Genomic DNA, 20,934 nt, shown 5'->3' with positions numbered 1-20,934 from the left:
GTCATGACCAAGAACGCACTTTTCGATCGCATCGTCAAGATCCTCAAGGACAGCTTTGAGATCGAACCGGTGCGCATCACCCCGCAGGCCCGCCTGTACGACGACCTGGACATCGACAGCATCGACGCGGTCGACCTGATCGTGCAGCTCAAGCCACTGCTGGGTCGCAACCTGCAACCTGAAGCGTTCAAGTCGGTACGCACCGTCCAGGACATCGTCGATGTCGTGCACGGCTTGCTGCCCGGGCAAGCGGCCGCCTGACGGCTGCCGCTGAAGGTCGACCATGGTCCGGGTGCGGGTCGCGGCGTTTGCAGTGCTGTCGCTGGCGTACCCGCTGGTGGTGTACCTGTCGCTCGGCCGCTTCGAGCCGCGCTGGATGGCGCTGCTGCTGTTCGCCCTGGCCGCCCTGCGCGCGCTGACCACCCGCCAGCCGGTGTGGTGGGTGGCCGCGGTCGGTGCCGGCCTGCTGGCCCTGCTGGCCACCGCGTTCAACCAGGCGTTGCCCCTCAAGTTGTACCCGGCCCTGGTCAATGCCGTCATGCTGGTGATCTTCGCCACCAGCCTGCGTTTCCCGCCCAGCGCGGTGGAGCGGCTGGCGCGGTTGACCGAGCCGGACCTGCCGCCATTCGCGGTGCTCTATACCCGCCGCGTCACCCAGGTGTGGTGCGGCTTTTTCGTTCTCAACGGGGCCCTGGCCCTGGTCACGGCGTTCTGGGCCTCGAATCAGGTCTGGGCGCTCTACAACGGACTGTTGGCGTACGTGATGATGGGTGTCTTGTTCGCAGGTGAGTGGCTGGTGCGGCGACGGGTGAAGGCGGCGCACGCGCATGGCTGAGTGGATCGCGCTGGACCAGATGGTCGTTGTGCCGCAGCCCGGACGTATCGTCGGCATCGACGCCGACGGCCGCCGCGTGGGGCATGCGGAATTCCGCACCCGGGTGCTGGGCTGGCAGCAGGCGTTCGCCGCCGCGCCGGGACGCGACTGGGCGCTGTACTTCGACGACACCCTGGCCTTCGCTGCCGCCCTGCTGGGCGCGTGGCACGCCGGCAAACGGGTGTTCCTGGGCGGCGACAACCTGCCGGCCACGCTGGACGGCCTGGTCCCGCGCGTGGACGGGTTTGCCGGGGATGTGCCGGATCGACATGCGCCGCTGCAGTCCCTGGCCGACGTGGACCCGGACAGCCCGCTCGATGCGCTGGACGAAGACACGCTGGAACTGGTGGTGTTCACTTCCGGCAGCACCGGTGCGCCCAGCGCCATCGGCAAGCGCCTGCGCCAGCTCACCCGCGAGGTCGACGCGCTGCAGGCCGCCTTCGGCGACCAGCTCGACGGTGCGCAGGTGTACGGCACCGTGTCGCACCAGCATATCTACGGGCTGCTGTTCCGCGTGCTGTGGCCGCTGGCGGCCGGGCGCCCGATCCAGCCGCGCCGGTTCTTCCATGAAGACCTGGTCAGTGCGCTGGCCGAACAGCCTTCGGTGCTGGTGGCGACGCCCGCCCACCTCAAGCGGCTGCCCGAACAGCTGGACTGGTCGGCGTTGAACGGACGCCTGCGCGCGGTGTTTTCTTCCGGCGGCCCGCTACCCGTCGAAGCCGCCCTGCAGGCGCGCGCGCTGCTTGGCGTGGCGCCGACCGAAGTGTTCGGCAGCAGCGAAACCGGCGGCATCGCGTGGCGTCGCTGGAGTGCCGATGCGCCGCAGTGGCACCCGCTGCCGGGCGTGGCGTGGCGAATCGAAGACGGCTGCCTGTCAGTGTCGTCGCCGCACCTGGCCGACAGTGCCTGGTGGCAGACCCAGGACCGCGTCGAGGCCGACGCCGGGCAGAGCTTCCGCCTGCTCGGACGCGTCGACCGCATCGTCAAGATCGAGGAGCGCAGGGTCTCGCTCGACGCGCTGGAACAGCAGCTGCGCGCGCACCCGCAGGTGCAGGATGTGCGCGTGCTGGTACTGCCGGGCGCGCGCGAACAGCTCGCCGCCGTGGTGGTACCGCGTGCGGCCCATCCCGCACAGTGGGACGACGCCGCGCGCCGCCAGTTCGCCCGGCAGCTGGGCGAACACCTGGCGCAGAGCCATGATGCGGTCACTCGGCCGCGGCGCTGGCGTTTCGTTGACGAACTGCCGTACAACGCGCAGGGCAAGACCACCGCCGTGGCGCTTGCAGCGCTGTTCCGGCCGCTGCTGCCTTCCGCGCAGTGGCAGCAACGCGACGCCGACGCCGCGCTGCTGGTGCTGCCGCTCGAACCGGACCTCGTCGCCTTCGACGGCCACTTCCCACAGGCGAAGATCCTGCCCGGGGTGGTCCAACTGGACTGGGCGATCCACTACGCACGCGAAGTGTTCGCGATGCCGCCGCGTTTCGAACGCATGGATGCGCTGAAATTCCAGCACGTCGCGCGCCCGGGCGACCGCCTGCAGCTGACCCTCGGCTGGGACGCGGTCAAGTCGGTGCTCAGCTTCCGTTACGTCTCCGACCACGGTGTGCACGCCAGTGGCCGGGTGGTGTTCGGCGATGCGTGAGGCCACGCTGGTGGTGATTCCGGTCTACGACCACGAACACGCCATCGGCGCCGTGGTGCAGGGCGTGCTTGCCAGCGGCCTGCCCTGCCTGCTGGTCGATGACGGCTCGCACGCCGCCTGCGCGGCGACGCTGCAGGACCTCGCCGACGCGCAGCCGGATCACGTTGCGCTGCTGCGGTTGCCGACCAACCAGGGCAAGGGCGGTGCGATGCTGGCCGGGTTTGCCGAAGCGGCGCGGCGCGGGTACAGCCACGTGCTGCAGATCGACGCCGACGGCCAGCACGAGCCGGGCGACATTCCACGGTTCCAGGCACTGGCCCGGCAGCACCCGCATGCGGTGATCTGCGGCACGCCGGCCTACGACGAAAGCGTGCCGAAGGCGCGCCTGTATGGGCGCTACGCCACCCACATCTGGGTCTGGATCAACACGCTGTCGCTGCAGATCCGCGATTCGATGTGTGGCTTCCGGGTCTATCCGCTGGCGCCGGTGATCCGGCTCGTGGGCGAGGAAACCATCGGCCGCCGCATGGACTTCGACAGCGAGATCCTGGTGCGGCTGTTCTGGCGGGAGGTGCAGGTGATCAGCGTGCCGACCCGGGTGACCTATCCCAGTGACGGCGTTTCGCATTTCGACGTGTGGCGCGACAACGTCCGTATCAGCCGCATGCACACCCGGCTGTTCTTCGGCATGCTCGCGCGCGCACCGCGCCTGCTGTGGCGCCGCCGCAGGGGCACCCGCGCAGCATGAATACGCCAGCATCCGCCAACGCCCCACATTGGGCCGACCTGGGCGAGAGCACGTCGGCGGCCGGTGTGCTGTTCCTGTGCGGGGTGCACCGCTGGTTCGGGCGCTGGCCGTTCCGGCTGTGCGTGTACCCGGTGGTGCTGTGCCACTGGCTGGGCAACGGCGTGGCGCGGCGCGCCTCGCTGCAGTACCTGCAGCGGCTGCAGGCGCACACAGGCGTATTCGGCGGCGCCCCAGGGTATTGGACCAGCCTGAAGCATTTCGCGCTGTTCGCCGACACGATGCTGGACAAGCTGCTCGGCCTCGGCGGGCGTTACCCGCCCGAGCGCATCCACCTGCAGCGCGACCTGATGCTGGAAAAGATCGCGCGCCGCGAGGGCGGGCTGATCCTCACCGCGCATATCGGCTGCCTGGAGCTGTGCCAGGTGCTGGCCGAACAGGTGCCGGGGTTCCATATCACGGTGCTGGTGCACACCGCGCACGCGCAGCGCTTCAACCGGCTGATGCAGCGGCTGGACCCGCTGGCGTCGGTGGAACTGATGCAGGTCACCGACATGGGCCCGGCCACCGCGGTGGAACTGCAACGTCGCGTGCAGGCCGGCGGCTTCGTCGCCATCGTCGGCGACCGCGTGCCCCTGCGCGGCGGTCGCACCGTGCCGGCGCCGTTCCTGGGCCACACCGCGCAGTTCCCGATCGGCGCCTATGTGCTGGCGGCAGCGCTGGGCTGCCCGGTGTACAGCATGGCCTGCCTGCATGAAGGTAATGGCTACCGCGTGCGCTTCGAGCATTTCAGCGACCGCATCGTGCTGCCGCGCGGGTCGCGCGACGCCGCGCTGACCGCGCAGGCCGAACATTTCGCGCGGTGGCTGGAACTCCAGGTCACCGAAGCACCCTTGGACTGGTTCAACTTCTTCCCCTTCTGGGATCAGGCATCTCATGGCACGTAACGCAGGCTCTACTCCGGCACGCACGGTCCGCTTCGGCGACGCGCCGCTGACCATCGAAGACGTGGTTGCGCTGTCGCAGCGCCAGGCTGACGCGGTCGTCACCGACGACCCCGCGTTCACCGCGCGCATCCAGCGTGGCGCCGACTTCCTCGACCGCCTGTTGCGCGAAGACGGCGTCATCTACGGCGTGACCACCGGCTATGGCGACTCGTGCACGGTGAACATTCCGCCGGCACTGGTGGCCGAGCTGCCGCATCACCTGTTCACGTACCACGGCTGCGGCCTGGGCCGGTTCCTGGACGAGCAGGAAACCCGCGCGGTGATCGCTGCGCGCCTCGCCTCGCTGGTACGCGGCATGTCCGGGGTCAGCCATCCGCTGCTGCAGGGCCTGGCCACGTTGCTGCGCCACGACGTGCTGCCGCTGATTCCGGCCGAAGGCTCGGTCGGCGCCAGTGGCGACCTGACCCCGCTGTCGTACGTGGCCGCCGTGCTGTGTGGCGAGCGCGAGGTGATGTACCAAGGCGCGCGCCGCCCGGCGGCCGAAGTGCTGGCCGAGATCGGCATGGCGCCGCTGCGGCTGCGCCCCAAGGAAGGCCTGGCGATCATGAACGGCACCGCCGTGATGACCGCTCTGGCCTGCCTGGCCTACGAACGGGCCGATTACCTGACCCGCCTGGCCACCCGCCTGACCGCGTTCAACGTGCTGGCCAGCGATGGCAACGCACATCATTTCGACGAAATGCTCTTTGCAGCCAAGCCGCACCCGGGCCAGATGCAGATTGCCGCGCGCCTGCGCGACGACCTGCACAGCGACCGCCCGCCGCGCAACGAACAACGCCTGCAGGACCGCTACTCGCTGCGTTGCGCGCCGCACGTGATCGGCGTGGTCCAGGACGCGCTGCCGTTCCTGCGCCAGCTGATCGAAACCGAACTCAACAGTGCCAACGACAACCCGCTGATCGACGCCGACGGCGAGCGCATCCTGCACGGTGGCCACTTCTACGGCGGGCATATCGCCTTCGCCATGGATGCCTTGAAGAACACCATCGCCAACCTGGCCGACCTGCTCGACCGGCAGTTGGCGCTGGTGGTGGACGCACGCTTCAACCACGGGTTGCCAGCCAACCTGTCGGCCTCCACCGGCGAGCGCGCGCCGATCAACCACGGCCTGAAGGCGCTGCAGATCAGCGTCTCGGCGTGGACCGCCGAAGCGCTGAAGCAGACCATGCCAGCCTCGGTGTTCTCGCGCTCCACCGAGTGCCACAACCAGGACAAGGTCAGCATGGGCACCATTGCCGCGCGCGACTGCCTGCGCGTGATCGAGCTGACCGAACAGGTGGTGGCCGGCATGCTGATCGCGGCGCGCCAGGGCGTCGCCCTGCGCGAGCGCGTGGGCATGAATGCCACCCTGCACGGCGAGCTGGCCGCCATGTACCAGGACCTGTGCGGGCGCATCGCGCTGGTCGAGGAAGACCGTGCCCTGGACGGCGAACTGCGCGGCCTGCTGGATGACATCCGCGGGCAGCGCTGGAGCCTGTATGACAACGCCTGACCTGAGCTTCGAGGTCGCGCTGTCGCCGACCTTCCACGACTGCGATCCGATGCACGTGGTCTGGCACGGCAACTACTTCAAGTATTTTGAAGTGGCCCGCTGCGCGCTGCTGCAGCGCTACGACTACGACTACCCGCAGATGCGCGACTCCGGCTACATCTGGCCGGTGGTCGACGCGCGCGTGAAGTACATCCGCCCGCTGCTGTACGGGCAGGCGCTGCGCGTGCGCGCCACCATCACCGAATGGGAAAACCGCCTGAAGATCGCCTACGAGATCCTCGACGCAGGCACCGGCAAGGTGCTGACCCGCGCCCATACCATCCAGGTCGCAGTCGATGCGGCCACCAACGAAATGCTGTACCTGTGCCCCTCGGTGCTGTGGGAACGGCTGGGAGTAGACGCGCCATGAACCGTTTCCTGCGCACGCTGGGCGTGCTGTTGCTGCTGGCCGTGTGCGCGCCGGCGTTCGCCGCGCCCGGTGCAGACGTCGACCTGGTCAAGCAGCGCGTAGCCAAGGTGGGCGTGCTGCGCGGCGAGTTCAACCAGGACAAGCAGGTGGCCGGTTTCAAGAACCCGCTGCGTTCGCAGGGCCGCTTCGTGCTGGCCCAGGATCGCGGCGTGATCTGGACCACGCTCAAGCCGTTCCCCTCCGAAGTGGTGGTCACCCGCGACCGCATCCTCAGCCGCCAGCGCGACGGCAGCAGCCGGGTCGAACTGGACGGCCGCCAGCAGCCGGCGATGCGCTCGGTCAACGCGATCATGTTCGCGCTGATGAGCGGCGACGCACAGGCGCTGTCGGCGCAGTTCGTAGTCAAGGTGGAGGCGCTGCCGGACAACGGCTGGCGCATGCAGCTGACCCCACGCTCGGCGATGCTGGCCAAGGTGTTCAGCGCGCTCAGCCTGAGCGGCGACCGCTACGTGCGCGAGGTGCAGATCACCGAAGCCAACCAGGACGTTACCCGCATCCACTTTGCCGCCCTGAGCGAAACCCCGGCGCAGTTGAGCGCCGACGAGGGCCGCCGGTTTGAATGAGGCGTTGAGTTCGGCGTGGCGCGAGAACGGTCGCCTGCAGCGTGCCTGGCGCTGGCTGGCCGTGGCCTGGCTGCTGGTGCTGATCGGCCTGGGCGTGCAGCAGTGGCAGTTGTGGCAGCAGGAATCACGGATCGACACCGATATCCTGGCGCTGTTGCCGCAGGATGCGCATGACCGCCTGCTCTCGGACGTGACCCGCCGCATCGCCGACGCCAATGCACGCCAGGTCGTAGTGATGCTGGGTAGCGCCGACGCAGCACGGACCAAGGCCGCCGAGCAGGCGTTCCGCGATGCGGTGTCCGAGGCGATGACGGAAGCGGGGCAGAGCCCCGCTCTACGGGAGGCCGGCTCCATCGAAGGCTGGTTCGACCAGGCGCGCGTGTTCTACGCGCCCTATCGCGACCGCCTGCTTACGGATCAGCAGCGCCAGCGCCTGCAGGACGAATCCGCCGAAAGCCTGTCCGAGTCTGCGCTGGCCGCGCTGTACGGTCCGATGGGCGCACCGCGCCTGACCGAATGGCGGCAGGACCCGTTGTCGCTGTGGCCGCAGTGGTGGCAGGAACGCGCAGTGGGCTCTGGCCTGCGCATGGGCGATGACGGGCTGCTTGAAGCCGACGGCAAGCACTGGTCGGTACTCCAGTTCGAAACCACCGGGTCGGCCTTCCAGCTGGACGGCGAACGCCATATCGACCTGTTGCTGGACGCCGCCACCGCAGCGGCGAGCAAACAGGCGCCCGGCCTGGACGTGCTGCGCGCCGGCGTACCCCTGCATGCGGAAGCAGCAGCGGTGCAGGCCAACCGCGAAATCAATACGATCGGCTGGGGTTCGCTGGCGGCGGTGCTGCTGCTGGTGTGGCTGGCGTTCCGCTCGCTGCGGCCGATCCTGCTGGTCGGCGCCTCGCTGCTGATCGGCTGCGGCGTGGCGCTGGCGGTGACGGTCCTGGTGTTCGGCAAGGTGCACGTGCTGACCCTGGTGTTCGGCGCCTCGCTGGTCGGCGTGGCCGAGGACTACGGCATCCACTGGTTCGCTTCGCGCCAGGCCGAACCGGCCGACCGTCGCTGGAAGCTGCTGCGGCACCTGCTGCCGGGGTTGTGGCTGGCATTGCTGACCAGCGCGCTCGCCTACCTGGCGCTTGGCCTGGCTCCATTCCCGGGTCTGCGGCAGATGGCGTTGTTCTCGGTGGTGGGCCTGGCCGCGGCCTTCCTCACGGTGATCTTCTGGTTCCCGTGGCTGGACGGCGGCGAGATCCGCAGCACCCGCTTCGCACGCTGGCTCGGCGCCACGCTGGAGCGCTGGCCGCGCCTGCACGGACGTCGCCCGGTAGCCCTGTTCCTCGGCGCAGTGGTGGTGGTTTCCGCCGTGGGCATGCTGCGCCTGCAGCCCAACGACGACCTGCGCAGCCTGCAGTCCTCGCCGATGTCGCTGATCAGCCAGCAGATCCGCATCAGCCAGATGCTGGGCATGCCCAGCCCCGCGCAGTTCTATCTGGTGCAGGGCGACAGCGCCGAGCAGGTACTGGAGCGCGAGGAAGCCCTGGTCGCCCGCCTGCGCGTGCTGTCGGCGGACAAGCAGATCGGCGGCTATCGCGCCCTCAGCGAGTGGCTGCCATCGGTGCAGCGGCAGCACGCCGACGCTGCGCTGACCGCACAAGTGGAACCGCAGGTGCTGGCTGCCGTGGGCGACACGGTCGGCGAAAGCCTGGAACGACCGGCTTACGCCGCGCAGGACCTGCAGGCCGACGCGTTCCTGGCCTCGCCGGCGTCGATGCCGTTCCGGCACCTGTGGTTGGGTGAAGTGGGGCAGGGCATGGCCTCGGTGGTGATGGTCGACGACCTCTCACGCGCCGACGCGCTGAGCCTGCTGGAAGCGCAGGCCACCGGCATCGACGGTGTACGCTGGGTCGACCGCACTGCCGATTTCTCCGCATTGCTCAAGCACTACCGCAAGCTGATGAGCGCGCTGCTGCTGGTTGGCATCGTGCTGGTGTTCGCGGTGCTGTACTGGCGTTACCGCGCCCAGGCCTGGCGCGTGTTCGCTCCGACCCTGGCCGCCGGTGCGCTCACCCTGGGCCTGCTCGGCCTGTTCGGCCAGCCGTTGCAGCTGTTCAATGTGCTGGCGCTGATGCTGCTGCTGGGCATGGGCATCGACTACGGCATCTTCCTGGTCGAACACCGCGGCGACGCCAGTGCGTGGCTGGCGGTGTGCGTGGGCGCGGCCAGCACCTGGCTGTCGTTCGGCCTGCTCGGCCTGTCGGCGACCCCGGCGCTGCGCGCATTCGGTCTCACCCTGTTGTTCGGCATCGGCCTGGTCTGGCTGATCTCGCCGCTGTTCCGTCCTCAACCGCACGACGCACCGCACTGAGCGACCGCGCCGAAGCCCTTTTGTCTTGATCATGGATGCATCGATGAACGCAGCACTGGAAAAAACTGAAATCCTCGTGATCGGCGCCGGTCCTGCCGGTTCGGTTGCCGCTGCCATGCTCCGCAAGCAGGGCCGCCAGGTGCTGATGCTGGAGCGCCAGCAGTTCCCGCGCTTCTCCATCGGCGAGAGCCTGCTGCCGCAGAGCATGGAATACATCGAAGCGGCCGGCCTGCTGCAGGATGTGGTGGAAGCCGGCTTCCAGTACAAGAACGGCGCGGCGTTCGTGCGTGGCGAGCGCACCACCGAATTCGACTTCCGCGACAAGTTCTCACCAGGCTGGGGCACCACCTACCAGGTACAGCGCGCCAACTTCGACGACGTGCTCGCGCGCGGCGCCGAGCGCATGGGCACCACCCTGCGCTTCGGCGATGAAGTGCTCTCGGTCGAACCGGGCAGCCCGGCCCGCGTCCAGGTGCGCCGCCCGGACGGCAGCGAGTACACCATCGAAGCCGGTTTCATCCTCGACGCCAGCGGCTTCGCGCGCCTGCTGCCACGGCTGCTCAAGCTGGAGTCGCCGTCGAACTTCCCGGTGCGTGGCGCGATCTTCTGCCACGTGCGCGACAACATCCCGGCCGACGCCGGCTTCGACCGCAACAAGATCCTGATCACCACCCATCCCGAATACGTGGACGTGTGGTACTGGACCATTCCGTTCTCCAACGGCTGCTGTTCGCTGGGCGTGGTCGCCGAGCCGAGCTTCTTCGAGAAGTACACCGGTACCGACCTGGAGAAGCTGCAGGCCATCGTCGGCGAAGATCCCAACCTGACCCGCCTGCTCAAGGACGCGGAGTGGGCGGTGCTGCCGGTGCGCACCATCACCGGCTACTCGGCCAACGTCAGCTCGCTGTGGGGCGAGGGCTACGCGCTGCTGGGCAATGCCGGCGAGTTCCTCGACCCGGTGTTTTCCTCCGGCGTGACCATCGCCTTCAAGTCGGCGCAGCTGGCCAGCGACTGCCTGGCCCGCCGCCATGCCGGTGAACAGGTGGACTGGGAGCGCGAGTTCGCGATTCCGCTGCGCGCCGGCGTGAAGACCTTCCGCCGCTTCGTCGAAGCGTGGTACGCCGGTGGCTTCCAGAAAATCATCTACCATCCCGACCAGCAGCCCGAGATCCGCCGCATGATCTCCTCGATCCTGGCCGGCTATGCCTGGGACACGAACAATCCGTACGTGGCCGACGACAGCGGTCGTCGCCTGCGGGTGCTGGAGGAACTGTGCAGCGCCTGATCCTGACCCTGCTGTTGTGCCTGCTGCTGGCCGCCTGCGCCAGCACCCGCATGCCCGTGCCGCGGGTGCAGCTGCCGACCCTGCAGCTGCCACCCTCGGCGCTGGCGCAGCCGTTGCAGCTGCAGCAGCGCCTGCAGTTCCGCTTCGGCAGTCACGAACGCGAGCTCGACGCACTGCTTGAAGCCGATGGCGAACAGGTCAGGCTGGCGGTGCAGGCGATGGGACAGACCGGCGTGCGCATGGTCTGGGACGGGCATACGCTGGAACAGACCCGCGCACCCTGGCTGCCACCGCAGGTGCGCGGCGAGCGCGTGCTGGACGACCTTCAGTTCGCGCTGTGGCCGGCCGATGCCATCCGGGCGGCGCTGCCGTCCGGATGGACGCTGGTCGAGGACGGCGGTAGGCGTCGCCTGGAGCAGGACGGCAAGGCCTGGCTGGTGCTGGAACCGCTGGAAAACGGCCGCGTGCGCCTGCGCAACCTGGCCGAAGGCTATGAACTGGTCATCGAATCGTTGGACATGGGACAGGCGGAATCGTGAGTAGTACGGCGGTATATCTGAATGAGCTGGGCGTGGTCTGCGCACTCGGCAGTGGGCGCGCGCAGGTGCGCGACGGCCTGTTCGCCGACCAGCCCGGTGGCCTCCGTGACAACGACCAGATGATCCCCGGGCGCACCTTGGCGCTGGGTGAGGTGGCCGACCCGCTGCCGGACCTGTCGGACCTGCCGGTGGCGCTGCGCGGGCGCAACAACGCGCTGCTGGAAGGTGCGCTGCTGCAGATCCGCCCGGCCGTGGACGCGGCGATCAGGCAGTACGGTGCCGACCGCGTGGCGGTGATCATCGGCACCAGCACCTCGGGGATCGGCGAGTCGGAGAACGCCCTGCGCATGCAGGCCGACGAAGGCCGCTGGCCCGATGACTTCCACTATGCGCAGCAGGAAATGGGCACTTCGGCCCGCTTCGTGCGCGAGCGCATCGGCAGCGCCGGGCCGTCCTGGACCATTTCCACCGCCTGTTCGTCCAGCGCCAAGGCGCTGATGTCGGCGGCGCGGCTGCTGCGTGCCGGGGTCGTCGACGCCGTGGTGGCCGGCGGCGCCGACTCGCTGTGCCGCTTCACCGTGGCCGGCTTCTGCGCGCTGGAGTCGGTCTCGGCGGCGCGCTGCAACCCGTTCTCGCGGCACCGCAACGGCATCAACATCGGTGAGGGCGCGGCCCTGTTCCTGATGACCCGCGAACCGGGCCCGGTGCGGCTGTCGGGCTGGGGCGAGTCGTCCGACGCGCATCACATGTCCGCGCCCGACCCGCAGGCGCGCGGCGCCATCGATGCCATGCAGCAGGCACTGGACCGCGCCGGACTGGTGCCGCAGCAGGTCGACTATGTGAACCTGCATGGCACCGCCACCGGTCACAACGACGCCATGGAGAGCGTGGCCGTGGCGCAGGTGCTGGGCACCGAGGTGCCGGCCAGTTCGACCAAGCCGCTGACCGGGCACACCCTGGGGGCCTCCGGTGCGATTGAAGCCGCGCTGTGCTGGATGACCCTGGCCGACAATCCGGACCAGCGCCTGCCCACCCACTGGTGGGACGGCGAGGCCGACGACGCATTGCCGACGCTGGCCCTGGTCGCCCCGGGCACGCGCGCGTCGCACCCGCTGCAGCACGTGCTCAGCCATTCCTTCGCGTTCGGCGGCAGCAATGCCGTGCTGGCGCTGGCACGGGGTTGAGCATGCAGCTTCCCACCGATATCGAAAGCGTGCTGCCGCACCGCGACAGCCTGCGCCTGGTCGACCGGGTCATCGACTGGCAGCCCGAATCCATCGTGGTCGAGGTGGACGTGCCCGCGCAGGGCCTGTTCTCCGGCCCCGACGGCGTGCCGGCGTGGGTCGGCGTGGAGTACATGGCGCAGGCGATTGCGGCCTGGGCCGGATGCCGGGCCCGCGCCGAAGGGCGCGAACCCTCGATCGGGTTCCTGCTCGGCACGCGGCGCTACACCGCCCACCAGCCGGCCTTCACGCCGGGCACCTGCCTGCGGGTGGAGGCACAGTGCGAGCTGATGGGCGAAAATGGCCTGGGCATGTTTGCCTGCCGGATCCTGGCAGGCGATGTTGAATTGGCGGTCGCCAACGTATCGGTGTTCGAACCACGCGATGCAATGGCCTATCTGGAGAGTGGAGAGGCATGACAGGGAACTTGACCGTGCTGGTGACCGGCGCCAGCCGGGGCATCGGCCGCGCCGTGGCGCTGCGAATCGCGCGCGACGGCTTCGACGTGGTGGTGCATTGCCGCAGCCGTGTCGAGGAAGCACAGCAGGTAGTCGCGCAGATCCAGGCACTGGGTCGGCAGGCGCGCGTGCTGGTGTTCGACGTCTCCGACCGCGACGCTGCGCGTACCGCGCTGGAAGCGGACATCGAGGCGCACGGCACCTATTACGGCGTGGTCTGCAATGCCGGCATCGCACGTGATGGCGCGTTCCCGGCCATGCCTGCCGAGGACTGGGACGCGGTGGTGCACACCAACCTGGACAGCTTCTACAACGTGCTGCACCCGCTGGTGATGCCGATGGTGCGGCGGCGCAGGCCCGGCCGCATCGTCACCCTGTCCTCGGTCTCGGGGCTGGTCGGCAACCGCGGCCAGACCAACTACAGTGCGGCCAAGGCCGGGATCATCGGCGCCACCAAGGCGCTGGCACTGGAACTGGCCAGCCGCGCGATCACCGTCAACTGCGTGGCACCCGGCCTGATCGAGACCGAGATGGTCAACCAGGAGGTGCTCGACCACGCACTCAAGCTCATTCCCGCCGGCCGCATGGGCCAGCCGGACGAGGTCGCGCACGCGGTCTCGTTCCTGTTGTCCGAATCGGCCGGGTACATCACCCGCCAGGTGATTTCGGTGAACGGAGGCATGGTCTGATGCGCGGTCCCGAACGTCGCGTGGTGGTCACCGGTGCCGCCGCGATCAGTCCGCTGGGCAACGACTGGCCGAGCATCCGCACGCGCCTGCATGAACAGCGCAACGCGGTGCGCTACATCCCGGAGTGGGAAGTGTTCGATGGCCTGAACACCCGCCTGGCTGCGCCGGCGCAGGATTACGAACTGCCGTCCAACTACAACCGCAAGACCACCCGCAGCATGGGCAAGGTGGCGGTGATGTCGGTGCGCGCCACCGAACTGGCGCTGGAAGCGGCCGGCCTGCTCGGCCACCCGGTGCTGCGCAGCGGCCTGGCCGGCGTGGCCTACGGCTCCTCGTCGGGCAGCCACGAAGCCACCGCCGAATTCGGCCGCATGCTGCACGACCACACCACCGAAGGCATCAGCGCCACCACCTACCTGAAGATGATGAGCCACACCTCGCCGGTGAACATCGGCGTGTTCTTCGGCTTGTCCGGGCGGGTCTACACCACCTCCAGCGCCTGTACCTCCGGCAGCCAGGGCGTGGGGTCGGGCTATGAAGCGATCCGCAGCGGCAAGCAGACGGTGATGGTCACCGGCGGCGCTGAACAGCTCGACGCCACCGCTGCTGCGGTGTTCGACACCCTGTTCGCCACCAGCGTGCGCAACGATGCGCCGCAGACCACGCCCAGCCCGTTCGACGCGCACCGCGATGGCCTGGTGCTGGGCGAAGGCGCCGGCACCCTGATCCTGGAAGAGCTGGAGCACGCGCAGGCGCGCGGCGCCACCATCCTGGCCGAAGTGGTCGGCTATGGCACCAACAGCGACGGCCAGCACGTCACCCAGCCGACCGCCGACACCATGGCCCAGGCCATGCGCCTGGCGTTGGAAGATGCGGGCCTGGAACCGGGCCAGATCGGCTACGTCAACGCGCACGGCACCGCCACCGAGCACGGCGACATCGCCGAAACCCAGGCCACCGCCCAGGTATTCGGCGCGGGCATGCCGATCAGTTCGCTGAAGAGCTATGTCGGCCACATGCTCGGCGCCTGCGGCGCGTTCGAAGCCTGGGTCACCATCGAGATGATGCGCGAAGGCTGGTTCGCCCCGACCCTGAACCTGCACGAGGTCGACCCGCGCTGCGGCGCGCTGGATTTCATCCGGGGCGAAGGCCGCCTCATGCAGCCTGAGTACGTGATGAGCAACAACTTCGCCTTCGGCGGCATCAACACCTCGTTGATCTTCCGCCGCTGGCAGGACTGAGCAACACCCCCGACTTACAACAAGGAGAAAGTTGAATGCGTCGTTTTGCCCTGTTTGCCGCTGCCGCCCTGCTCACCGTCGCCAGCACCGCCCACGCCCGTGAAACCCGTGTCGAGCAGTCGCTGCGCAGCCTGATCGAATCCCCTGAAGCCAAGGCCGCCGGTATCGACGGCAGCGTGCGTTTCTACCTGGCCGGCGAAAAGGTCAACGTCCAGCAGCGGATGGGTGAAGACGTGACCAACAAGAAGACCAACGCCGCCAACAAGAGCGACGAGGTGGCCTGCAACTGGGTGGCGCTGTCGGCCCTGAAGGCCCTGCAGGACGGCGCGAAGTCGCGCGGCGCCAATGCCGTGGTCGACATCGTCAGCTACTACAAGAAGAACGAATTCAAGAGCACCACCAACTACGAATGCTATGCCGGCGCCATCCTCGCAGGGGTCGCGCTGAAGGGTACGTACGCAAAGGTGAAATGAGGCGAAGCCTAATTTCACCGGTAGCGCCGGCCGCTGGCCGGCCCATGCATGCGCCGGCGACCCAGGATTGCCGCCGCCCACCACAACGGCGGCAATCTCTACCTGAACAACCCCACCACATTGATGAACCTGAATCTGCCCCGCGCCTGAAAACCGACGCCCCACGCGGCAGATACCTATCGGACTTGCGTGGTTTCCGACACAATCGACGCATCTATTCCCAGGGCCACCGCCCCGCGGGCAATGCAAGCCTACGTCTACAAAAGCCAACGCAAGCAGGACACCTACGTCTACCTCGCCGCCCGTGACGCCTTCGATGCCATCCCGGATGCATTGAAAGCCACGCTGGCGCCGTTCGCATTCGTGCTGGAAGTCGCCCTGACCCCGGACCGTCGCCTCGCCCTGGCCGACGTCGACCAGGTGCGCGCCAACCTCGCCGAGCGCGGTTTCCACCTGCAGATGCCCCCGCCGCCGGTCCCGCCGGTGCGCGTGCCGCGCCGCGATGACCCGCGATGAGTGACGCCCTGCGCACCCGCGCTGCCGCCATTGCCGTTGCCGTCGGCAGCCTGTTGTCGCTGGCCGTGGTGCTGGGCGGCGTGCCGGCCGCGCTCGGTGCGGCGCTGGCGCAGCCGGCGTTCGCGCTGGGCGTGTCGTGGTGGCGGCGCAGCCGTGCGGTACCTGCGTTGCCGCAGCTGGGCCGGCAGGACCTGCCGGCGCTCGGCGCCTTGTGGGCGCTGGGTCCGGCGCTGTTTGCGCTGCTGGTGTCCTGGCCGCTGGCCGCACTGCACGACAGCGGCAGCCTCGCCGCGGTGCTCGGCCTGAGCGTGGCGGTCAGCGCCGCCCTGCTCGGCGTATGGCGCACCTGGCCGCTCTGGAATGAGATCGAACGTAGCGACGGCAGCCTGGCGCGGCACTGGCGCACCCTGGCCGCGCGCGACCTGAGCGCCTGGCGCGGGCTGATCGTGGCCGGCCTGGTGGTCGCGGTCTGCGCGCTGGTGGTGGTGCCGGCCTGGCCGAGCCTGCTGCCGGACACCCTGCGCTGGCCGTTCGCGCTGCTGGTGCTGATCGGGTCGCCGCTGGCCCACTTCGCCCTGCAGCGCATTGCACCGGCCGACCCGCTGCCCACCCGCAGCGTGCTGGAACCGGCGAGCGCCGCCTTCGCCGCTGCCGCGCACCCGGACGATGCCAGCCAGCCGCTGGAACCGCTGGGCCAGCACGAACGCCTGCCCGCCCTGTACGACGCTGCGCGCAGTGGTCGGGTCGACCGCGCCCTGCAGCTGCTGGCCGCCGGGGCCGACCCGCACGGCCTCCCGGATCCGAACTGGCGCGACCAGCGCAGCCTGGTGGTGCTGGCCGCGGTGCTGCCGGACCTGCGCCTGCTGCGCGAACTGATCGCGCGCGGCGTGGGCGTGAACACCCCGCACCGCGGCATGACCCCGCTGCTGGCGGCCACCCGCGACAGCTGGCACGGTCGACCCGAAGCGGTGATGACCCTGCTCGCCAACGGTGCCGATTCGCGTGCGGTCGACAGCGACGGCAACACCCCGCTGCACCATGCCGCGCGCAGTTCCGACCCCGGCGTGGCCGCGCTGCTGCGCGACGCCGCCGCCGAAGTGGACGCGCTCAACAACGACGGCTGGTCGCCGCTGGCGGTGGCCTGCCAGGTCGGCAACTGGCGCCTGGCGCGTTTCCTGCTCGAGCGTGGCGCGCGGACCGAGCCGGCCGAGGGCACCCCGGTGCTGCTGGCTGCGGCCGGCACCGAAGAAGACGACACCGCCGGCGTGCAGCTGCTGCTCAAGCACAAGGCGCGCGCCGACGCGCGCGACCGCCAGCGCCGCAGTGCGCTGCATGAAGCCGCACTGGCCGGGCACGTGGACATCATCGAGGTCCTGCTGGCCGCCGGCGCCAACCTGGAATCGCGCGACGCGCTGTCGCGCACGCCGTGGCTGGAAGCGGCCCGGGCCGGTCGCGCCGCCGTGGTCGAACACCTGCTGCCGCACAAACCCGACCTGCACGCGGTGGACGTGGAAGGGCGCAACGCGGTGCTGCTGGCCTGCATGGCCGACACCGTGTCGCCGCTGCTGGTGCGCCGCCTGCTCGACCTGGGCATTGCCGCGGACGTACCGGATCCGCAGGGCCGCCGCGCGGTGGACATCGCCGCCGCCGCCGGGCGCTGGACCATCGTCTCGCTGCTGGACCGCAGCTACCCGCTGCCGGCCGCGGTGAGCGATGGGCTGGCCAGTGCCGCCGACAGCGACGCTGACGCGGGCACGCCGATCCTGCCGGACCGCCCGCCGCTGGACCTGCTGCGCGAAGCGCTGGGCTTCGGCAACGTCGACGGCATGGCCACCCTGGCGCGCCTGTGCAATCCCGAAGAACTGGGCGGCCTGCTGCACGACGCCGAGCTGGCGCTGGACCCGCATGCGGTGGAATGGCTGCTGGCGCACGGCGCCGCGCCGGAAGTGCTGGATGCCTGTGGCGACACCCCGATGTTCGCGCTGCTGGCGCGCGGTGTCGACGCGGTGCCCGCCCTGCAGGTGCTGCTGCGCCGGGGCGTGTCGCCGGCCGGTGCCGGCGGCCTGGCGCGCCTGCTGGCCGCCTGCGCGCAGCACGACCAGGCCGCGCGCGGACTGGAACAGCTGGCTCTGGAGCTGCTTGAGCGTGGCGCCGACCCGTTCGCCGCCTCGCCGGCCGGCGACCCGCCGCTGTCGCTGGCGGTGCGGCTGGGCTGGCTGCGCCTGCAGCAGGCCCTGCTTACCCTGGGCGTGGACCGTGAAGCGCGCGACAGCCACGGCATGACCGCGCTGCACCTGGCCACCGCGCTGGCCCGCGAAGGCTCGCTGAAGCTGCTGGTGCAGCAGGGCGCCTCGCCCGAAGCGCGTGCCGCCGACGGCCAGACCCCGTTGGGCGTGGCGCTGTCGATCGGCCGCCGCGACCTCGCCGATTGGCTGGACTGGCGCGTGTGGCCGCTGCCCGGCCGCGCGCTGCGCGCCGCCGACCTGCCGGCCGCGGCGATGGCAGGTGATGCCGATGCAGTGCGCCGTTTGAACGACCTGGGCTTTGCGATCGACGTGGTCGACGCGCAGGGCTGCACCGCACTGCTGCGTGCCGCCGGCGGTGGCCACCTGGCCGTGGTCGACCTGCTGCTGGCGCGCGGAGCCAACCCGCAGCACGCAGCGGCGAGCGGCGCCACGCCGTTGTCGGCGGCGGTCAGCATGCGCCAGATCGACATCGTCTCGGCCCTGCTCGATGCGGGTGCCGAGCTGGAGTACCGCCTGCCGGGCGGGGTGACCGTGCTGATGCTGGCCTCGGCGCTGGGCCTGCCCGACATCGCCGCGCGCCTGCTCACCGCCGGTGCCAACGTTCATGCCGGCGACGCGCAGCAGCTGGGTCCGCTGCACTGCGCAGCCCTGTACGGCTTCGGCGCCCGCGACCGCTCGCGCCTGCTGGCGCTGCTGGACACGCTGCTGCTGGCCGGTGCCGAGCCCGACCAGGCGGCCGCCGGTTCGGTCACGCCGCTGCTGCTGGTGCTGGGTGCCCGCGCCGAGCCCGGCACCGCCTGCGACGAACAGGTCGTGCTGGCTGCGGTGGAACGCCTGCTGGATGAAGACGTGTCGCTGGACGCGCGCGACCCGCGCGGTTTTGGCCCGCTGCACCTGGCCGCCCTGCACGGGTTGCCGCTGCTGGTGCAGCGCCTGCTGCGCGCCGGTGCCGACCCGGACGTGCGCGATGCGCTCAACCGCAGCCCGCGCGAGATCGCGGTGATGCGCGGCTTCATCGACGTCGCCGGCGAATTCGAACCGCGCGTACCGGGCGTGTCCTCGATGGCCCGGTTCCTGCGCGACAACGGCTGATCAGTCGCGGCGGTCGTTGTCCGTTCCGCCGTCGCGTTCGGCATCCGCTTCGAACAACCGCATCAGGTCCGCCCTGGCATCGCGTGAGGTCTGCATCACCGCAGCCTCGTCGTCATAGACCAGGTACTGGTCGCGCAGCAGTTTCTCATCGTGTTCGCGGAACTGCTTCACGTGCGCTGCTGCAACGGCCTCGGAAATGCCCAGCGCCGTCAGCACGCGTTCGCTCATGTCCAGGCTGGACCCGAACACCTCGCGGAACGGTTCGGCCGACATGTCCATCAACCGCCACGCATGCTGGCGATTGCGCGCGCGGGCCAGCACCACCGCGTCCGGATACATGCGCCGGATCAGCCGGGTGGCGCGCATGTTGGCCTCCGGGTCGTCCAGCGTCACTACATACACCCGCACGTTCTCGCTGCCGGCCGCACGCAGGATCTCCGGTCGGGTCGGGTCGCCGTAGTACAGCTTGTTGCCGAACCGGCGCAGGTCCGACACGGTGTCCGGGTTCGCTTCCAATGCCACGAAGGGAATCTTCTGCGCGGTCAGCAGGCGCGCGACGATCTGGCCGAAACGCCCCATGCCGGCAATCATCACCGTGGGTTCGGTGCCGCCGTTGTCGATGGTGTCGGCCGGGCGCTTGTCCTTGGCCAACTCGTGCTCGCTGCCCAGCAGTCGCAGCAGCAGGATCATCAGCAGCGGCGTCAGCGCCATCGACAGACCGACGATCGCCACCAGCCGGTCGTGGTTGGCATTGCCCAGCAGGTTGGCGCGCTGCGCCTCATTGAACACCACGAAGGCAAACTCGCCGCCCAGCCACAGCACGCTGCCCAGCAGCACGGCATGCCGGGTACTGAGTTTCGCCAGCTTGCCGATGCCGAACAGCAGACCGAACTTCACCACCAGCAGGACCGCCACCCCGATGGCGATCGCCCACGGCTCGGCGATCACGCGGTCCAGGTCGATGCCCATGCCCACCGCGATGAAGAACAGGCCCAGCAGCAGGCCCTTGAACGGTTCGATCTGCGATTCCAGCTCGTGGCGGAACTCCGAATCGGACAGCAGCACGCCGGCCAGGAACGCGCCCAGGCTGGGACTGAGCCCGACCTCCTGCATGAACCATGCGGTGCCCAGCACCACCAGCAGCGCCATCGCAGTGAACACTTCCGGACTGCGCGTGCGCGCCACGGTACTGAACAGCCAGCGCAGTACCGGCCGCCCGCACACGATCACCACCGCCAGTGCACCCAGCGCCAGCGTTACATCACCCCAGTCCAGGGTTTCGTTCTTCGCCCCGCCCAGCAGCGGAATGGCCGCCAGCAGCGGGATTGCGATCAGGTCCTGGAACAGCAGGATCGCGAAGCCCAACCGCCCGTAGTCGGTGTTGAGGCCCTTGTGTTCGGAAAGAAGCTGCAGGCCCACCGCGGTGGATGACAGCGCCAGCGCGATGCCCACGATCAGCGCGCCCTTCCACTGGAAGTGGTCCAGCATCAGCAGGCTGCCCAGCACCAGCGCACTCAGCGCCACCTGCGCCGTACCCGCACCGAACACCGAGCGCCGCATCACCTTCAGGCGCGCGGGCGAAAGTTCCAGCCCGATCACGAACAGCAGCATGACCACGCCGATCTCGGCCGCGCCCAGGATCCGGTCGGCGTCCTGCACGAAGCCCAATCCGTCCGGGCCCAGCACCACGCCGGCGACCAGGTAGCCCAGCACCGCGCCCAGCCCGAGCTTCTTGAATACCGGCACGGCGATCACCGCAGCCAGCAGCAACACCAGGGCCAGGACCAGCGCACCGCTATGCATGGGGAAACCTGCGCATCGCATCATCGGCCTGTCGCCGGTGGCCCATTATGCGGCCCGCCGCGTCAACGACCTTCAACCGCGCCTGACCCCCTGCGCCGCAGGGGTTGACCCGGCCTGCCCACGGGTCCAGACTCCCGCCCGCTGGCCGCGCCCACCGGTGCGCCCCGCAACACCCTTCCGGAGTCCACACCCATGTCCAGCGACAGTAGAAGTCG

At 69.5% G+C, this 20,934-nt stretch carries 19 protein-coding genes; 18 read left to right on the top strand and 1 reads right to left on the bottom strand.

All coding sequences use genetic code 11. The features are described from left to right. Positions 1 to 3: 3 nt before the first annotated feature. The 18 genes from PDM28_RS18625 to PDM28_RS18540 all read left to right on the top strand — a co-directional run bounded on the left by PDM28_RS18625 (position 4) and on the right by PDM28_RS18540 (position 18,916). Entirely contained in the window at positions 4 to 261 is a 258-nt protein-coding gene (locus tag PDM28_RS18625; RefSeq protein WP_311183196.1) for an acyl carrier protein, read from the top strand. 22 nt (positions 262 to 283) lie between these two features. Beyond that, on the top strand, positions 284 to 835 hold the full coding sequence (locus PDM28_RS18620; protein WP_311183195.1) for a COG4648 family protein: 552 nt from the start codon (positions 284 to 286) through the stop codon (positions 833 to 835). Continuing rightward, positions 828 to 2,516 carry an ApeI family dehydratase gene (locus PDM28_RS18615; RefSeq protein WP_311183194.1) on the top strand — a complete coding sequence of 563 codons (1,689 nt, stop codon included), beginning with the start codon at positions 828 to 830 and terminating at the stop codon, positions 2,514 to 2,516. The genes PDM28_RS18620 and PDM28_RS18615 overlap by 8 nt, the downstream gene beginning before the upstream one ends. Next, positions 2,509 to 3,264 carry a glycosyltransferase family 2 protein gene (locus PDM28_RS18610; protein ID WP_102946216.1) on the top strand — a complete coding sequence of 252 codons (756 nt, stop codon included), beginning with the start codon at positions 2,509 to 2,511 and terminating at the stop codon, positions 3,262 to 3,264. Before PDM28_RS18615 ends, PDM28_RS18610 begins: the two co-directional genes overlap by 8 nt. Then, positions 3,261 to 4,208, top strand: a complete 948-nt coding sequence (locus tag PDM28_RS18605; protein WP_311183193.1) for a lysophospholipid acyltransferase family protein — start codon at positions 3,261 to 3,263, stop codon at positions 4,206 to 4,208. The genes PDM28_RS18610 and PDM28_RS18605 overlap by 4 nt, the downstream gene beginning before the upstream one ends. Next, a complete protein-coding gene (locus PDM28_RS18600) occupies positions 4,198 to 5,760 on the top strand; it encodes an HAL/PAL/TAL family ammonia-lyase (protein ID WP_102946217.1) in 1,563 nt (520 codons plus the stop codon). Before PDM28_RS18605 ends, PDM28_RS18600 begins: the two co-directional genes overlap by 11 nt. Next, positions 5,747 to 6,169, top strand: coding sequence for an acyl-CoA thioesterase (locus PDM28_RS18595; RefSeq protein WP_102946218.1), 423 nt, complete (start codon positions 5,747 to 5,749; stop codon positions 6,167 to 6,169). The genes PDM28_RS18600 and PDM28_RS18595 overlap by 14 nt, the downstream gene beginning before the upstream one ends. Next, positions 6,166 to 6,792 (top strand): outer membrane lipoprotein carrier protein LolA, encoded by a 627-nt coding sequence (locus tag PDM28_RS18590; RefSeq protein WP_311183192.1) that lies wholly within the window; start codon positions 6,166 to 6,168, stop codon positions 6,790 to 6,792. The genes PDM28_RS18595 and PDM28_RS18590 overlap by 4 nt, the downstream gene beginning before the upstream one ends. Then, a complete protein-coding gene (locus PDM28_RS18585) occupies positions 6,785 to 9,154 on the top strand; it encodes an MMPL family transporter (RefSeq protein ID WP_311183191.1) in 2,370 nt (789 codons plus the stop codon). The genes PDM28_RS18590 and PDM28_RS18585 overlap by 8 nt, the downstream gene beginning before the upstream one ends. Before the next feature lie 43 nt (positions 9,155 to 9,197). Further along, on the top strand, positions 9,198 to 10,439 hold the full coding sequence (locus PDM28_RS18580; RefSeq protein WP_425507615.1) for an NAD(P)/FAD-dependent oxidoreductase: 1,242 nt from the start codon (positions 9,198 to 9,200) through the stop codon (positions 10,437 to 10,439). Beyond that, positions 10,427 to 10,978 carry a DUF3261 domain-containing protein gene (locus tag PDM28_RS18575; protein ID WP_311183189.1) on the top strand — a complete coding sequence of 184 codons (552 nt, stop codon included), beginning with the start codon at positions 10,427 to 10,429 and terminating at the stop codon, positions 10,976 to 10,978. Before PDM28_RS18580 ends, PDM28_RS18575 begins: the two co-directional genes overlap by 13 nt. Continuing rightward, positions 10,975 to 12,162 carry a beta-ketoacyl-[acyl-carrier-protein] synthase family protein gene (locus PDM28_RS18570; protein ID WP_311183188.1) on the top strand — a complete coding sequence of 396 codons (1,188 nt, stop codon included), beginning with the start codon at positions 10,975 to 10,977 and terminating at the stop codon, positions 12,160 to 12,162. The genes PDM28_RS18575 and PDM28_RS18570 overlap by 4 nt, the downstream gene beginning before the upstream one ends. A gap of 2 nt (positions 12,163 to 12,164) precedes the next feature. Continuing rightward, positions 12,165 to 12,620, top strand: coding sequence for a hotdog family protein (locus PDM28_RS18565; protein ID WP_102946224.1), 456 nt, complete (start codon positions 12,165 to 12,167; stop codon positions 12,618 to 12,620). Beyond that, on the top strand, positions 12,617 to 13,348 hold the full coding sequence (gene fabG, locus PDM28_RS18560) for a 3-oxoacyl-ACP reductase FabG (RefSeq protein WP_102946225.1): 732 nt from the start codon (positions 12,617 to 12,619) through the stop codon (positions 13,346 to 13,348). The genes PDM28_RS18565 and fabG overlap by 4 nt, the downstream gene beginning before the upstream one ends. Continuing rightward, entirely contained in the window at positions 13,348 to 14,589 is a 1,242-nt protein-coding gene (locus PDM28_RS18555; protein ID WP_311183187.1) for a beta-ketoacyl-ACP synthase, read from the top strand. The genes fabG and PDM28_RS18555 overlap by 1 nt, the downstream gene beginning before the upstream one ends. 35 nt (positions 14,590 to 14,624) lie before the next feature. Continuing rightward, on the top strand, positions 14,625 to 15,062 hold the full coding sequence (locus PDM28_RS18550) for an excinuclease ATPase subunit (protein ID WP_102946227.1): 438 nt from the start codon (positions 14,625 to 14,627) through the stop codon (positions 15,060 to 15,062). A 243-nt stretch (positions 15,063 to 15,305) separates the two neighbouring features. Continuing rightward, on the top strand, positions 15,306 to 15,578 hold the full coding sequence (locus tag PDM28_RS18545) for a YcgL domain-containing protein (RefSeq protein ID WP_070207160.1): 273 nt from the start codon (positions 15,306 to 15,308) through the stop codon (positions 15,576 to 15,578). Next, on the top strand, positions 15,575 to 18,916 hold the full coding sequence (locus tag PDM28_RS18540) for an ankyrin repeat domain-containing protein (RefSeq protein WP_311183185.1): 3,342 nt from the start codon (positions 15,575 to 15,577) through the stop codon (positions 18,914 to 18,916). Before PDM28_RS18545 ends, PDM28_RS18540 begins: the two co-directional genes overlap by 4 nt. Here PDM28_RS18540 and PDM28_RS18535 read toward each other — a convergent pair whose 3' ends face one another. Further along, positions 18,917 to 20,719, bottom strand: a complete 1,803-nt coding sequence (locus PDM28_RS18535) for a monovalent cation:proton antiporter-2 (CPA2) family protein (protein ID WP_311183184.1) — start codon at positions 20,717 to 20,719, stop codon at positions 18,917 to 18,919. Positions 20,720 to 20,934: the final 215 nt, after the last annotated feature.

This window comes from Stenotrophomonas aracearum (assembly GCF_031834615.1).
Taxonomy (GTDB): Bacteria; Pseudomonadota; Gammaproteobacteria; order Xanthomonadales; family Xanthomonadaceae; genus Stenotrophomonas; species Stenotrophomonas aracearum.
The sequence above is the reverse complement of the archived record's forward strand: the minus strand, read 5'-3'. Positions and strand labels throughout refer to the sequence as shown.

Coding starts and splice junctions, on each gene's coding strand:
- PDM28_RS18545 (WP_070207160.1), top strand. CDS start 15,306: ATGCAAGCCTACGTCTACAAAAGCCAACGCAAGCAGGACACCTACGTC.
- PDM28_RS18590 (WP_311183192.1), top strand. CDS start 6,166: ATGAACCGTTTCCTGCGCACGCTGGGCGTGCTGTTGCTGCTGGCCGTG.
- PDM28_RS18565 (WP_102946224.1), top strand. CDS start 12,165: ATGCAGCTTCCCACCGATATCGAAAGCGTGCTGCCGCACCGCGACAGC.
- PDM28_RS18555 (WP_311183187.1), top strand. CDS start 13,348: ATGCGCGGTCCCGAACGTCGCGTGGTGGTCACCGGTGCCGCCGCGATC.
- PDM28_RS18550 (WP_102946227.1), top strand. CDS start 14,625: ATGCGTCGTTTTGCCCTGTTTGCCGCTGCCGCCCTGCTCACCGTCGCC.
- PDM28_RS18595 (WP_102946218.1), top strand. CDS start 5,747: ATGACAACGCCTGACCTGAGCTTCGAGGTCGCGCTGTCGCCGACCTTC.
- PDM28_RS18540 (WP_311183185.1), top strand. CDS start 15,575: ATGAGTGACGCCCTGCGCACCCGCGCTGCCGCCATTGCCGTTGCCGTC.
- fabG (WP_102946225.1), top strand. CDS start 12,617: ATGACAGGGAACTTGACCGTGCTGGTGACCGGCGCCAGCCGGGGCATC.
- PDM28_RS18625 (WP_311183196.1), top strand. CDS start 4: ATGACCAAGAACGCACTTTTCGATCGCATCGTCAAGATCCTCAAGGAC.
- PDM28_RS18620 (WP_311183195.1), top strand. CDS start 284: ATGGTCCGGGTGCGGGTCGCGGCGTTTGCAGTGCTGTCGCTGGCGTAC.
- PDM28_RS18605 (WP_311183193.1), top strand. CDS start 3,261: ATGAATACGCCAGCATCCGCCAACGCCCCACATTGGGCCGACCTGGGC.
- PDM28_RS18610 (WP_102946216.1), top strand. CDS start 2,509: ATGCGTGAGGCCACGCTGGTGGTGATTCCGGTCTACGACCACGAACAC.
- PDM28_RS18535 (WP_311183184.1), bottom strand. CDS start 20,719: ATGCATAGCGGTGCGCTGGTCCTGGCCCTGGTGTTGCTGCTGGCTGCG.
- PDM28_RS18580 (WP_425507615.1), top strand. CDS start 9,198: ATGAACGCAGCACTGGAAAAAACTGAAATCCTCGTGATCGGCGCCGGT.
- PDM28_RS18600 (WP_102946217.1), top strand. CDS start 4,198: ATGGCACGTAACGCAGGCTCTACTCCGGCACGCACGGTCCGCTTCGGC.
- PDM28_RS18615 (WP_311183194.1), top strand. CDS start 828: ATGGCTGAGTGGATCGCGCTGGACCAGATGGTCGTTGTGCCGCAGCCC.